This is a genomic window from Alsobacter soli (genome assembly GCF_003004785.1).
Classification (GTDB): domain Bacteria; phylum Pseudomonadota; class Alphaproteobacteria; order Rhizobiales; family Beijerinckiaceae; genus Alsobacter; species Alsobacter soli.
The window spans coordinates 40,716-53,621 of record NZ_PVZS01000024.1; the positions used below are offsets into that span (position 1 = coordinate 40,716).

Annotated in this window: 9 protein-coding genes; 4 read left to right on the forward strand and 5 right to left on the reverse strand. The window is 73.0% G+C overall.

The window, feature by feature from the left end; translation table 11 throughout:
- Window positions 1-312: 312 nt before the first annotated feature.
- Window positions 313-2,094: a PAS domain-containing protein gene (locus SLNSH_RS18565; RefSeq protein WP_158266819.1), complete on the reverse strand. Its 1,782-nt coding sequence runs from the start codon at window positions 2,092-2,094 to the stop codon at window positions 313-315.
- A 231-nt stretch (window positions 2,095-2,325) separates the two neighbouring features.
- On the opposite strand from SLNSH_RS18565, the gene SLNSH_RS18570 reads away from it, so the two are divergent.
- Window positions 2,326-2,574, forward strand: coding sequence for a hypothetical protein (locus SLNSH_RS18570; protein ID WP_106338619.1), 249 nt, complete (start codon window positions 2,326-2,328; stop codon window positions 2,572-2,574).
- Between the two features lie 295 nt (window positions 2,575-2,869).
- Here SLNSH_RS18570 and SLNSH_RS18575 read toward each other — a convergent pair whose 3' ends face one another.
- From SLNSH_RS18575 to SLNSH_RS18585, 3 genes are all read right to left on the reverse strand, one after another.
- Window positions 2,870-3,841 carry a S1C family serine protease gene (locus SLNSH_RS18575; RefSeq protein WP_106338621.1) on the reverse strand — a complete coding sequence of 324 codons (972 nt, stop codon included), beginning with the start codon at window positions 3,839-3,841 and terminating at the stop codon, window positions 2,870-2,872.
- Between the two features lie 97 nt (window positions 3,842-3,938).
- On the reverse strand, window positions 3,939-4,514 hold the full coding sequence (locus SLNSH_RS18580) for a DNA-3-methyladenine glycosylase (RefSeq protein WP_106338626.1): 576 nt from the start codon (window positions 4,512-4,514) through the stop codon (window positions 3,939-3,941).
- The gene (locus SLNSH_RS18585; protein ID WP_158266820.1) at window positions 4,511-5,797 is read right to left on the reverse strand and encodes an aldolase/citrate lyase family protein; all 1,287 of its coding nucleotides are present in this window, start codon (window positions 5,795-5,797) and stop codon (window positions 4,511-4,513) included. Before SLNSH_RS18585 ends, SLNSH_RS18580 begins: the two co-directional genes overlap by 4 nt.
- A 136-nt stretch (window positions 5,798-5,933) precedes the next feature.
- On the opposite strand from SLNSH_RS18585, the gene SLNSH_RS18590 reads away from it, so the two are divergent.
- The gene (locus tag SLNSH_RS18590) at window positions 5,934-7,565 is read left to right on the forward strand and encodes an acyl-CoA dehydrogenase family protein (RefSeq protein WP_106338634.1); all 1,632 of its coding nucleotides are present in this window, start codon (window positions 5,934-5,936) and stop codon (window positions 7,563-7,565) included.
- A gap of 250 nt (window positions 7,566-7,815) precedes the next feature.
- Here the strand turns inward: SLNSH_RS18590 and SLNSH_RS18595 are convergent, their stop codons facing one another.
- Window positions 7,816-9,897, reverse strand: coding sequence for a GumC domain-containing protein (locus SLNSH_RS18595; RefSeq protein WP_106338638.1), 2,082 nt, complete (start codon window positions 9,895-9,897; stop codon window positions 7,816-7,818).
- A gap of 250 nt (window positions 9,898-10,147) precedes the next feature.
- On the opposite strand from SLNSH_RS18595, the gene SLNSH_RS18600 reads away from it, so the two are divergent.
- Both SLNSH_RS18600 and SLNSH_RS25165 read left to right on the forward strand, forming a co-directional pair.
- Window positions 10,148-11,089 (forward strand): carbohydrate kinase family protein, encoded by a 942-nt coding sequence (locus tag SLNSH_RS18600; RefSeq protein WP_106338641.1) that lies wholly within the window; start codon window positions 10,148-10,150, stop codon window positions 11,087-11,089.
- 128 nt (window positions 11,090-11,217) lie between these two features.
- Window positions 11,218-12,903 carry a methyl-accepting chemotaxis protein gene (locus SLNSH_RS25165; protein WP_106338644.1) on the forward strand — a complete coding sequence of 562 codons (1,686 nt, stop codon included), beginning with the start codon at window positions 11,218-11,220 and terminating at the stop codon, window positions 12,901-12,903.
- Window positions 12,904-12,906: the final 3 nt, after the last annotated feature.

The window sequence follows — 12,906 nt, forward strand, 5'->3', positions numbered from 1 at the left end:
TCTGACACAGTCGCAACAAGCGGCATGTGAAGACGGACACACTTGTCCAAAACCACGATACTCGGGTTCCTGCCGGCGACCATTAGGTCTGGCGTGCTACACCGGATCAGAACATCTGGGGCCTGTCCCCGGTGTCCTCAGGAGAAACAGGCCGGGCTTCGCCAAGCGGGCGCCGACACGCGATCCCGGCCGGCCCGACGCTGTGGTGTTCGCCGTCATGCCCGGGCTTTTCCCGAGCTTCCACGCGTCGCCGGCGGCCCGGATCGCGATGGACCGCACTCTCCCACGCACGAAGCGCTGCCGCGCTGGACCCTAGCTCTCGCCCAACCCGACGGTGATCTCGCAGCGCACGCCGGTTTCCGGATAGGCGATCTCGACGCGCCCCCCGAGGTCTCGGGCCAGGCTTCTCTGCAGCAGCACCGAGCCGAACCCCTGGCGGGTGGGCGGGGTCACGGGTGGGCCGCCCTGTTCGGTCCAGGTCAGGGTCAGCAGCCCGCCCTCGACGCTCCAGCCGATGTCCACCCGGCCCTCTTCGTTCGAAAGCGCGCCGTACTTGATGGCGTTCACGATGAGCTCGTGCAGCACCATGCTGAGCGGCGTGGTCAGCCGCCCCGGCGTGAAGACGTCCGGGCCGGAGCGCTGCACGCGCGCCTGGATGTCGGGGCCGAAGGACAGCGTGGCCTCGTCAACAATGCGGCGCAGCGGCGACCGCTCCGCCCCGCCGGCGAACAGCAGGTCGTGCGCCTTGGCGAGCGCCGAGAGCCGGCCGGCCAGGGCCTGCCTCGCCGTCGGCAGGTCCGCGGAGCGGCGCAGGGTGATGTCCGCGATCGACTGGACGACGGCCAGGATGTTCTTGACCCTGTGGGTCAGCTCGGCGGTCAGGATCTGCTGACGCTCCTCCGCCTGCCGCCGCTCGGTGACGTCGATCACCACGCCGACCACGCGCCGGGGTTGGCCCGCGTCGTCGAGCACGATCTCGGCCCGCATCATCAGCCAACGCTCGGCGCCGTCGGCCCGTCCGTAGCGATACTCGACCTCGAAGAACCGCTCGCCCCGTTCCAGCGCTTCGCGCCCGGCGGCTTGCACCCGCTCCTCTTCGCCAGGGGGATAGCCGGCCCGCATCTGCTCGAAGCTGGGCCGTCGTGCGGGATCGAAGCCCAGCAGCCGGTAGAGTTCGGGCGACCCGATGATCTCCTGCCGCTGGACATCGTAGGACCACACAGCCATCCGGCCTGCGTCGATGGCGAGGCGCAGCCGCAACTCGCTCTCCAGCACCGCCAGGGCGGCGGCCTTGCTCGCCGTGATGTCCTGGATCGTGCCGATGTAGCGCTGGGGCCGGCCCACATGGTCGAAGATGGCCTCGCCGTGGGCTTGCAGCCAGCGCTCCTCGCCGTCGTTCAGGCGGCGGATCCTGAACTCGTAGGGCTCCTTGGCCCGGATCCCCGGGTCCAGCGCGCGCCGGGCCAGCTCCGTCGTGCGTCCGAGATCCTCCGGGTGGGTGGCGTGGGACACCGCCTTGAGCGTGACCCTGTCGTCCGGGCCGAAGCCGTAGATCTCCTTGGCCTTCGGGGAATACATCATGGCGTCGGTGGCGAGGTCCCATTCCCACACGCCCAGGGCGCCGGCTGTCACCGCCACCTCCAGGCGAGCCAGCGCGGCCTGCAGGTCCTGCGAGATGCGCTGCTGCTTGTCGAGCAGGGCCGCGATCGTGGCCCGTTCCTCCCTGCTTCGCGCGAGCAGGCTCTGCATCCAGCGCACCGCCGCGATGATCCCGGCCGACGTGAGCCCGAAGATCACGATGCCGATGGCCGAGCCCGGGGACTTGCCCGTCCAGGCCCAGGCCGGGGGCATCCCGATGTACCAGGCGGACAATCCGCCCAGGAGGCAGGCGAGGGCGCCGGGCCATGGCCCCCCGACGATCGTGGCCAGGACCACCACCGGCATGAAGGTGCTGAAGGGGAATCCGTGGAAGACGTCGGCCAGCGCCACCCTGAGCCCTGCGGCCAGCGCCGCTCCTACGACGGCGATCGCAAACCCGACCCATGTGCGGCCAAGGCGACCGTCAACCTCGGCTGTGCCCTGGCGATCCTTCAAGAACGCTTCTCCCATTGACGCCAGCTTGGACGAGGCAGGAGGCTCTCGGCAACCCGATGGCTACCACGGGGAGGCGGGGAAGGGGCTTCGTACGTTATCGGACTTGCCCGGTGAAAACGGCACGACCGCCCCCCGCCCAAAGAGCGCAGGGGGCGGGACTTGTCGTGGAGGCGGAAGCGGGGCCATGCTGCGCAGGGCGCGATTCCGTGCGCGCCGGAGAGGGAGACCAACATGCGCAGTATCGCATTGGCCGCGGCGCTCGTCGTCGCGATGGGGGGCAGCGCCTTCGCGCAGGCCGCCTCGTGCAAGGCTCAGGCGACCGAAAAGAAGCTCGCGGGCGCCGCCCTGAACAGCTTCATGAAGAAGTGCCAGACGGACGCCGCCAAGACCTGCGACACCTCCGCGTCCGAGAAGAAGCTCTCCGGCGCCGCCAAGACGAGCTTCACCAAGAAATGCGTCACCGACGCGGTGGGAACCTAGGCCCGAAGTCACCTCCGTCGTTGCGAGGAGCGCCGCGACGAAGCAACCCATGGCCGGTGGCCAGGAGCTCCTTCGCGACTGTTTCATCAGTCCAAAGCGCCTCGCCATCCCGCCGTCATCCCCGGGCTTGTCCCGGGGATCCACGCCCTGCGCGGCGCCGTGGACGGCCGGGGCAAGCCCGGCCATGAGCAATCCTCGATCCGTCATTGCGAGCGAAGCGAAGCAATCCAGCGCCTCCGCCGCCCCTGCATTGCTTCGCCTTCGGCTCGCCGCTCGGCCTAGCGTCGCCCGAACCCTAATGCAGGCGCGCCGCTTTCAGGTAGCGGTTGCGGTCGGCGGACGTGAGCGTGACGTCGAAGACGTCGCCCTCCCGGTCCAGGGTCAGGGGGACGTCGACGCCTGCCGGGCCCAACGCCCAGATGCGCCGGAAGAAGGCCGCGAGGTCGCTCACGGGCTTGCCGGCCACGGCCAGCACGGCGTCGCCTTCGCGCAGTCCGGCGCGCCGGGCCGGGCCGTCCCCCGCCACGCCGAGCAGGACGATCCGGTCATCCGTCTCGGCGGCGTAGAGGCCGAGCCAGGGCCGGGGCGGGCCCGAGGGGCGTCCCAGCTTCAGCATGTCGTCCAGGATCGGGGGCAGCAATTCGATCGGCACGATCATGTTGAGCGGCGCCACGCGCCCGCGGCCGATCGGATGCTGCACCTGCAGCGATCCGATTCCGAGCAGTTCGCCTTCCGAGCCGATCATGGCGGCGCCGCCCCAGTGCGGGTGGGCGGGCGAGGTGAAGAACGCCTTGTCCAGGACGTACTCCCAGTAGCCGGCGAATTCCTGATGGCCGACTACGTGGGCCGCCACCGCCTTGGTGCGCCCGCCCGCGCCGGCCACCACGACCCGGTCGCCGGTCTCGACCTTGCGCGAGTCGCCGAGCGGCATGGCCGGCGCGTTGAGCCGCCCCAGCGCCTGCACCAGCCCGAAGCCGGTGGTCTGGTCGTAGGCCACCACATGCCCGGGGACGACCCGGCCGGCGTTCGAGGTGAGCCACACCTCCTGCGCTTCGGTCACGAGATAGCCGATGGTGAGCACGAGGCCGTCGTCCCGGATCACCACGCCGTTGCCGGCCCGCTCCGTTCCGAGCGTGTCGGCCGTGAAGGCCTCCTCGGGCACGCGCGCCGTGACGGCCACGACGCTCGACAGCGCCCGGTCGAGGTCATACGCGAACTCGTGGGGTTCGGGCTGCTCGTCTGCAGGCACCTTCCAGTCGGTCGTCATGGCTGTCCTCCTCGGCGCCTGGCCCCGCCTTCCCTACTATGCCGTATTTGGATCGCGGTTCCCGGACGGCGGCAAGTCCCACGCCTGCGTCCTGGCGTCACCGCTGCAGCGGGACGCCGCGGGCCGGGCGGCTCAGATAGGGCGATCCCGCCAGCGCGAAGCGCCAGGGCGTCTCGACGCCCTTGGTGATCCCGATGCGCGGGCCGGCCAGCACGGGCGGGCGGCCATGCGCCGGCAGGAGGTGGAACGGGGGGCGCGTCAGCGGCAGGCCGTCGTGCTCGCGCGAAAGCCCGAGCGCCTGGCACAGGCGGCCGGGCCCGGCGCAGAGAAGGCGCGGATCCGCAAGGCCACGGCGCCCCTGCATGGCCGCAAGGCCCTGTGTCGGCTCCAGGGCCCGGACCAGAACCGCCTGGCCGGTGGGACCAGGCCCGCATACGATGTTGAAGCACCAGTGCACCCCGTAGCTGCGATACACATAGGCGTGGCCGGCGGGGCCGAACATGGCCGCGTTGCGGGGCGTCGGGCCCCGAAAGCTGTGGGAGGCGGGGTCCTCCTGGTCGTAGGCCTCCGTTTCCACGATCACGCCACCGACGCCGTGGAACAGGAGGGTCGCCCCGATGAGGTCGTGCGCCAGGGATGCGGCGTCCCGGGCGAAATAATCCGCTCCGATCATGCGGCGGACAGGTCCACCGCGGCGATCGCCGCCTTGGTGGCCGCCAGCGCGGGGGCGGGCGCGCAGAACTCGCGCACGCCCAGGCGCAGCCAGGTGGGGATGAGTTCGGGCTCCACCGCGGCCGCGCCGCACAGGCTGACCGGCTTGCCGGCGGAGCGGGCGTGCTCCAGCACCCGGCGGACGTGCTCCGCCACGGCCGGGTGACGCGCGGGCTCCGGGTCGCCGGCGTCGCGCGCCTGGCCCAGCACGGCGGCAGCGAGGTCGCCGAGCCCCACCGCGTAGGCGTCCACGGCGAACTCCGCGATCCGCTCCACGGCGGGACGCGTCTCCACCATCATGGCCAGGCGGGGCTGGCCGAAGCTGCGGCCGGCCTGCCGGAGCTCCGCGGCGGCCTGGTCGAGGAGGGCGCGCGCGCCCGCGAGCTGCTCGGGGCTCTCCAGCATGGGCAGCAGCACCGTAAGGTCGCCGAAGCACGCCGCCCGCAGCATCGCCCGCAGCTGCGTGCGGAACAGCTCCGGGTTGGCGAGCCCGAACGCGACCCCCCGCAGGCCCCCGTCCGCGACGCCCGGCAGCGCCTTGCCTGCGCCCGGGTCGACCGTGCGGATGGTGACCGGGCGCCCGCCCGCCCACTGCAGCAGGATGCGGTAGAGCGCGAGCTGGCCCTCCTCCCCGGGCGTGGACGCGCGCGTCATGAACATGGCCTCCGTGCGCACGAGCCCAATGCCGTCCGCATGCGCGGGGTCCACCGCGCGCAGCTGCGCGATCTCGTCCACGGACAGGCTGACGCGCACGGGGACGCCGTCGGCCGTGCGCGCAGGCGCGGGCAGGAGCGCGGCGTCGCGCGCGCGTCGCGCCTCCCAGGCCGCGCGCCTCTCCGCGAAGGCGCGCAGCGCTTCCGCGTCCGGCGCGGGCGTGAGCTCGCCCGCGACCCCGTCCAGGAGCGCGTCGCCCGCGAGCGCGCCCAGGCGCTCGCCCAGCGCGATCACGAGCGGCCACCCGCGCTCCTGCGCCATCACGGCCACGTGCCCGCTCGCGCGCCCGCGCGCGAGGGCGAGCCCCGCGGGCGCCCGCGCGTCGAGCGCGACCACCTCCGCGGGCGTGAGGTCGCCCGCGGCTACGATCGCGCCCGCGGGCGCGTCGCGCACCCGCGCCGGGTTCACCTCCCCGTCCGCGTCCGCCTCCGGGAGCGCGTACAGGGGCCCGCACGCGAAGCCGGGCGAAACCGCGCGCCCGCGCAGGACCGCGCCGGGCGTAGGAGGCGGATGCGTGACGTCGGCAGGCATGCGGGCCCAGCGTACGGGTTCGCGCGCGGATGCGCGAGCCTTTCCGGCGCCGAAGCGAGCGTGAGCGGCCATGCGCGAACAGGTTGCAGCGTGCAGGCGGCCCCGGAATGCGCCAGACTGCCCCCGGGAGGCGCCCATGAACCAGTCCCCGCCCTTTGTGGACGTGAACCTCTACCTCTCCGACCGCCCCCTGCGCGACGCCGCCGCCCGGGCCGGCGCCACGCCCGCGCAGGAGGCCGAGCACGCCGCCTTCGGGGCGGCCTGGGGCTCCGGCGAGATGGCCGACCTCGGTCGCTGCGCCAACGAGAGCCCGCCCCGCCTGCGCGCCGTGGACCCCCGCGGCGAGCGCCTGGACGTGGTGGAGTGCCACCCCGCTTACCACGGCCTCATGGCCCGGAGCCTCTCGGCCGGCCTGCACGCCTCGACCTGGGACGCCGCCGCGAGCCACCCCCTCGAAGGTCGGCCCCACCCGTCCGGCGCGGCCCTGCGCGCGGCCCGCTTTTACATGGCCACCCAGGTGGAAAGCGGCCACCTGTGCCCCGTCACCATGACCCACGCCAGCGTGGCCGCGCTCGCCGCCGCGCCGGACGCCCTGTCGCGCTGGCTGCCCCGCATCGTCGGGCGCGCCTATGACCCTGCCTTTCGGCCCTGGTGGGAGAAAGGGGCCGTCACCCTCGGCATGGGCATGACGGAGCGCCAGGGCGGCACGGACGTGCGCGCCAACATCACCTCCGCAGCGCCCGCCGGCGACCACCACCGCATCAGCGGCCAGAAGTGGTTCATGTCCGCGCCCATGTGCGACGCCTTCCTGGTGCTGGCCCAGGCGGCAGGCGGGCTCACCTGCTTCCTGGTTCCGCGTTTCGAGCCCGATGGGCGCCAGAACGGCCTGCGATTCCAAAGGCTGAAGGACAAGCTCGGCAACCGCTCCAACGCCTCCTCCGAGGTCGTGTTCGAGATGGCCTATGGCGAGCGCATCGGCCCGGAGGGCAAGGGCGTGGCGACCATCATCGAGATGGTGCAGCTGACCCGGCTCGACTGCGCCGTCTCCTCCGCCGGGCTCATGCGCATGGGCCTCGCCCACGCGGTCCACCACGCGCGACACAGGACGGTGTTCCAGCGCAAGCTCATCGACCAGCCGCTGATGCGCGCGACGCTGGCCGACATGGCCCTGGAGGTCGAGGCGGCGGTCGCCCTGGTGATGCGCCTCGCCCGCGCCTTCGACGCGGCCGCCCACGATCCCGCCGAGGCGGCCTATGCGCGCCTGGTCACGCCCGCCGCCAAGTACCTGGTCTGCAAGCAGGCGCCGCACCTGCTCTACGAGGCCATGGAGTGCCTGGGCGGCAACGGCTACGTGGAGGAGTTCCCCCTGGCGCGCGCCTATCGCGAAGCGCCCGTGAACGCCATCTGGGAAGGCTCGGGCAACGTCATGGCCCTCGACGTCCTGCGCGCCGCCAGCCGCGAGCCGGAAGGGACGGAATCCCTGCTGGCGAGCCTCGGGCAGGCGGGCGGCAGCGCGGGCGAGATCCTGGCCCGACGGCTTGCTGACGGGCTACGGCGCCCTGGCGCCGAAGCATTGGGGCGCCGCTTCACCGAGGGCCTCTCCCGCCTCGCCGCCCTCGCCGCCCTGGCGGAAGGCGACGGCGGGGTCGCGGACGCCTACGCCGCCCGCCTCCTGGCGTCCGGGGGCGAGCCCCGCCTGTCGAGCTGGGGCGCGGACGGGCTGGTCCCGAACGCCGACGCCCTGATCGAGCGCGTGTTGCCGGAGTAGCGCTTTCCGGCGCAGCGCTAAGCGCCCGGTCGTCCTCCGCCGTCATCACCGGCCGGAGCGCCGAAGGCGCGGAGGGGAAGGGGATCCAGAGCCGCGCGCGCCGCGCCTGCCCGGTTCCCGAACCCCAACCCTGGCGGCCTGTGCCCCCTGGATCCCCTTCCCGGCGCTTCGCGCCGCCGGGGATGACGGCCGAAAGGTGGTCGCTCAAATCTCCGCCATTGACCCATGCCGTGGCGCGCCGGGGAGGCCCTCAGGCCGCCATGGGCAGCTCGACCAGCTTCTCATGGGGCACAGCCAGCAGAGCCGAGGCCCAGAAGGGGTCGGCCTCCTGGTCGGGAGGGCTGGCGAGCAGGACCTGGTCGGCGCTCGCCGCAAGGGCGGCGTCGGTCGGCTCGGTCCCGGCCACCGGGCCGTCGATCACGATCAGGTCGAAGTTCTCGGCGACCCCCTCGAAGCGAACGGGCGCGCCCAGCGGCAGGGCAGGCGCCACGCCCCCCAGGGCGGTGTCCACCGGCATGAAGAACAGGCCTTGGCCCCAGTCTCCATCCAGGGCGTGCACGGGGCGGTCGCGGCCGCCGCTGCGTAGCAGACCGGGCTCGCCGCCGAGCCCGAAGGCGAGGGAGAGCGTCGGGTTGCGCCGGTTGGCGTCGACCAGCAGGACGCGACGCCATCCGGTGGCCGCGGCCCGGGCGAGGTTGGCGGCCAGGGTGGACTTGCCCGAGCGCGGCACGAGCGAGGTCACCAGAACGGTGTGGCCGCCGGCGGGATCGGCTTGCGCCAGCACCGAACGGGCGAGCTCCCGCAGGGCGAGGGCGTAGGGGGAGTCCGGGTTGTCCCGAACCTCCGTCAGGCTTGGCCCGTCGCCAGCCGCAAGCGCCGCGGCGCCCTGGGTCGGCGCATGAGATTCGGACGGCGGCGTTTCCGGCTTCGCCTCGAGGGCCTCGACGGCCGGAGCCTCGCCGCTCGCCGCCGGCGTGGCCAGCGCCGCCGAGAGGCTTGCCTGGAAGAGCTGCGCCTCATCGCCGGCCGACGCGGGGGCCGCCATGGCCGGCCCTGCTTGCCCGCGGCGTCTGCGACCCAAAGGCAGCAGGGCCGCGGCGAGCCCCATCAGGGTCCCTACGGCCGCCCCGGCCGCGAGCGCCACGGCCGCTCCTGGCGAGGCGCGCACGGCGTCCGGCGTGGCCGGGTTGAGCAGGCGGAGGGAATCGGTCGCGACGTCGATGGCGTCCGATGAGGCCTGGCCCGCGAGGGCTTTCTCGTAGGCGGCCCGGTTCGCCTCCACTTCGGCTTCAAGGGCCCGCAGCCGCGCCGTCGCGGCGTCCGGGGCGCCCTGCGCCGCCGCTGCGCGCTTGGCGGCCGCAGCTTCTGCCGCTTCCGCGGCGGCCAGCTCCGCCTTGGCGCTGTCCAGCGTGCGCTTCGCCTCGTCGGCCAGGGCCTTGCGCGCCTCGCGCAACTGCTGCTGCGCTTCCACCATGGACGGGTGGCGCGGACCGAGCGTCTGCCGGTAGCTTGCCTCCACGCGGGCCGCTTCGGCGGCGCGCGCCTGCAGGCGGTCCAGGGCGGGGGAGCGCGGGAGCTCGGCCCCCGCTTCGCCGTCGCGGCCGGCCGTGGCGAGGCGTTGCGCCTGGTCGACCTTGGCCCGCAGCTCCGCCGCCCGGGCCTTGGCGCGGGCGAGCTCGGCGGCCGGGTCGGCGCCCGCGCTGTCCTGCCTCGCGGCGATGAGCCGGGTCTCGGATTCGAAATACTTGGTCTGCAGGGTGGCGAGCCGCGCGGCGGCGCGCTGCGACTGCTGCCGCGCGGTCTCGCTGCGCGTGGTGGACCATTCCGTCACGGTTGCGGTCGCGACCGCATTCGCCAGGGCGACGGCCTTCTCGGGAGCGGGCGCCCGGACGGCGATCTCGAGGAGATCCGATGCTCCCTGGCGGGTGACGCTGAGGCGTTGGCCAAGGCCCCTCAGGGCCGCGGCGCTCCGGCCTTCGGAAGCGTGTTCGGAAAGGCCGAGGGCCGCCATGAGGCCGTCCAGCGAGCCGAGCGGGGTCGGCTGGAAATCCGGGTCGCTCGCCAGCTTCTCCTGGTCGGCGGCCCGCGACAGGACGGTGGCGGAGACCGCGAAGCGGGCCTGGGCCTCCACGGTCGCTTCGTCTGCGGCGGACGAGGCCTGCAGCAGGGCCGTCGCTGTGAACTGAGGTGGATGCAGGGTGTTCCACAGCGCGCCGGAGGCGACGCCGAACGCGAGTCCGAGGGCCGAGAGGCCGAGAATGCGCCCGCGCCGGGACCTGTCCCGCGCCGGGGCCTGCTCAGGGGCGGCGTCCGTTTCGCATCCGATCTGCATCCTGCGATTGTGGCGCATCAGGCGTTGACGTTTGGTTTACGTTACCGCGCGGTTACCAGGCCGGCCGGCGCTGGCGCGGCTGGCCCGGGCCGCGGTATGGTCCCGACCTGGCGGGTCAGGGGTGAAGCTCGATCGCTTCACCCGTCATTGCGAGCGCAGCGAAGCAATCCAGATGGGCAGCGCCATGCCCTGGATTGCTTCGTCGCTGCGCTCCTCGCAATGACGGCCTGCGTGCTGGGGGCGGGGCGTCATGATCGTTGTGTGCGGGGAAGCCCTGGTCGACCTCTTCGTCCGGCGCGACGGGGCGACGCTCGCCACGGAGGCGGTCGCGGGCGGTTCCCCCTACAACGTGGCGCGTGGCCTGGGGCGCCTGGGCCGCAGGGTCGGCTACTTCGGCGGCGTGTCCCGCGACGCCTTTGGGGACTTCCTCCTGGAGGGCCTCGCCCGCGACCGTGTGGACCTCGGCCTCGTGCGCCGGGTCCCCAACCGGACGACTCTGAGCGTGGTGGCGACGGGAGCGGACGGCCATCCGGCCTATGCCTTCTACGGTGAGGAGGGCGCCGACCGCGCCCTGGATCCCGCCGACCTGCCTCCGACGCCCCCGGACCTGTCGGCCATCGCCATCGGCTCCTATGCGCTTGCGGTCGAGCCCGCCGCGAGCGCGATCGAGCGGTTTCTGGCGCGCGACGCCGGGCGCGCGGTGATTTCGCTCGATCCGAACCTCCGGCCGCGGGTGATCGGCGACATCGCGGCCTGGCGACCGCGGTTCGAGCGCTTCGTCGCAGCCGCCGCGATCGTCAAGGCGAGCGAGGAAGACCTGGGCCCCCTCTACGGGGAGGGCGCCGCCCTGGAAGTTGTCGCCGCCGACTGGCTGGCGCGCGGGCCGGAGCTCGCGGTGTTCACCCGCGGCGCGCGCGGCGCGATCGCATTCCACCGCCGCGGCGCCGTGGTCGAACGGCCCGGCCGGCCGGTCTCGGTGGTCGACACCGTGGGGGCGGGCGACAGCTTCCACGCCGCCCTGCTGGCGCATGGCGACCGAAACGGCCTGCTGGCGCGTTCGGCGTTGGCGGCCCTTACCGAGGCCCAGATTGCGGCCGCCCTGGACGAGGCCGTGGCGGCTTCCGCGATCACGTGTTCGAGGCGGGGCGCCGATCTGCCCACCGCCGAGGACGTCGCGGCTGCGCTGGCGTGAATGTGGCCGCGCGGGCGCGTCGAGGCGACGGGAGCCAAGGCGCCCGACCGCACATAGCTGATTGATATTCTTCATTAACGAACACTACCGTAGGTTGCGCGCACTACTCCGGTTGCGGCCTCGTCTCCATGCCCCTGCGGCTTTCCGTCAAGCTCAAGATCCTGCTCGCGATGGCGCTGCTCGGCGCCGTCGCGCTGACCATTGCGCTGCATGCGGTGCTGTCGGCCCGGCAGGTCGGGGCGTTGTTCCCCAACCTGCGGACGGTGGTGACCCAGACCCTCGTCGCCGAGCGTCTCGACGGCGTGGTGAACCGCGCCGTCATGGAGTCCCGCGGCCTCTACCTGTCCGGCACGCCCCAGGAGGCGGCGCCGTTCATCGCCGGCCTGAGGGCGGCCTTGGTCGAGATCGACGGAATGGATTTGTCCTGGGCCGACCGGAGCGCCGTCACGAGCGGGGACGAGCCCAGCATCGTGCAGACGGTGGCCGACTTCGTCGCCTTCCGGCGCGAGCTGCTGCGCCTCGCGGTCGCAGGCGACCTCGATGGCGTGCGCCGCATGGGGCACAACGACCAGACCCGCACCGTCCGCATGCGGCTCTCCGAGCACCTTGCGACGCTGAAGAACGCCACCCAGGCCTATATGTGGAGCAAGGGCAAGGAGGCGGCCGACGAGATCCGGTCCATGCAGGCCCTCGTGACCCTGATTGGCGTGACCTGCGTGCTCGTGGCCGGCGGGCTCTCGTTCTTCTTGAGCGTCCTGGTGATCGCGGACCCGATCACCCGGCTCACCCGCGCCATGAAGCAGCTGGCGGACGGCGACACCGAGGTCGCGCTTCCGCATGAGGACCGCGCCGACGAGATCGGCGACATGGGCCGCGCCCTGCTGGTGCTGCGCGACGCGGTGAAACGCAACAACGACCTCGTGGCGGAACTGAAGAGCCGCGACGACCGCGAGGCCGCCCTGCAGAGGCAGGCCGCCGTGCGCGGGCAGGTGGCGAGTTTCGACCAGCGCCTGCGCGCCTGGATCAAGCAGATCGGCGACCTGATCGGCCAATTGGCCGACGCGGCCGGCGCGATGACGGCGGCCTCCGCGCGCTCGCGCCAGGGCAGCGAATTCATGACGGCGTCGTCCCGCCGGGCGGCCGAGCAGGTCTCGCACGTGGCCGCCGAGGCCGAGCAGCTGTCGCGCTCGGTCGAGGACATCGAGCGACGCATCAACGAGTCCGCTTCGGTCGTGCGCCAGACCGTCGACACGGCCCGCCAGACCGGCGCCGCCGTGGACGACCTTGCTGCGATCTCGAATCGGATCGGCGGCATCGTCCAGGTGATCGGCGAGATCGCCGGCCAGACCAACCTGCTGGCGCTCAACGCCACCATCGAGGCGGCGCGCGCCGGCGAGGCCGGGCGCGGCTTCGCGGTGGTGGCCGCCGAGGTGAAGAGCCTGGCGAACCAGACGGCGCGGGCGACGGCCGAGATCGCCGACCAGATCGACGCCATCCAGCGCGCCGGCGCGGGCTCCGCGGCGGCCCTGCGGGCCATCCAGAGCAAGATCGCCCAGGTGGACGAGATCTCAACCGCCATCGCGGTCACGGCCGACCAGCAGCGCTCATCTACGGCCAGCATCGCGGCCACGATCCGCGTCACGGCCGACGGCGCCCAGGCCATGGTGAAGCTGGCCGAGGACGTCGACCAGTCCTCGCAGGAGAGCGCCCAGGGGGCAGGGGCCTTCCTGGCCATCGTGCGCGACATCGACGCGCAGGCGGTGGCCATGCGCGACGAGGTCGAGCGCTTCTTCGCGATGCTCGAGGCGGCCTGAGGC

What these genes read in the sequence shown, in the direction of transcription:
- SLNSH_RS18590 (WP_106338634.1), top strand. Translation starts at nt 5,934, where the DNA reads ATGAACCAGTCCCCGCCCTTTGTGGACGTGAACCTCTACCTCTCCGAC.
- SLNSH_RS18580 (WP_106338626.1), bottom strand. Translation starts at nt 4,514, where the DNA reads ATGATCGGAGCGGATTATTTCGCCCGGGACGCCGCATCCCTGGCGCAC.
- SLNSH_RS18570 (WP_106338619.1), top strand. Translation starts at nt 2,326, where the DNA reads ATGCGCAGTATCGCATTGGCCGCGGCGCTCGTCGTCGCGATGGGGGGC.
- SLNSH_RS18595 (WP_106338638.1), bottom strand. Translation starts at nt 9,897, where the DNA reads ATGCAGATCGGATGCGAAACGGACGCCGCCCCTGAGCAGGCCCCGGCG.
- SLNSH_RS18600 (WP_106338641.1), top strand. Translation starts at nt 10,148, where the DNA reads ATGATCGTTGTGTGCGGGGAAGCCCTGGTCGACCTCTTCGTCCGGCGC.
- SLNSH_RS25165 (WP_106338644.1), top strand. Translation starts at nt 11,218, where the DNA reads ATGCCCCTGCGGCTTTCCGTCAAGCTCAAGATCCTGCTCGCGATGGCG.
- SLNSH_RS18585 (WP_158266820.1), bottom strand. Translation starts at nt 5,797, where the DNA reads ATGCCTGCCGACGTCACGCATCCGCCTCCTACGCCCGGCGCGGTCCTG.
- SLNSH_RS18575 (WP_106338621.1), bottom strand. Translation starts at nt 3,841, where the DNA reads ATGACGACCGACTGGAAGGTGCCTGCAGACGAGCAGCCCGAACCCCAC.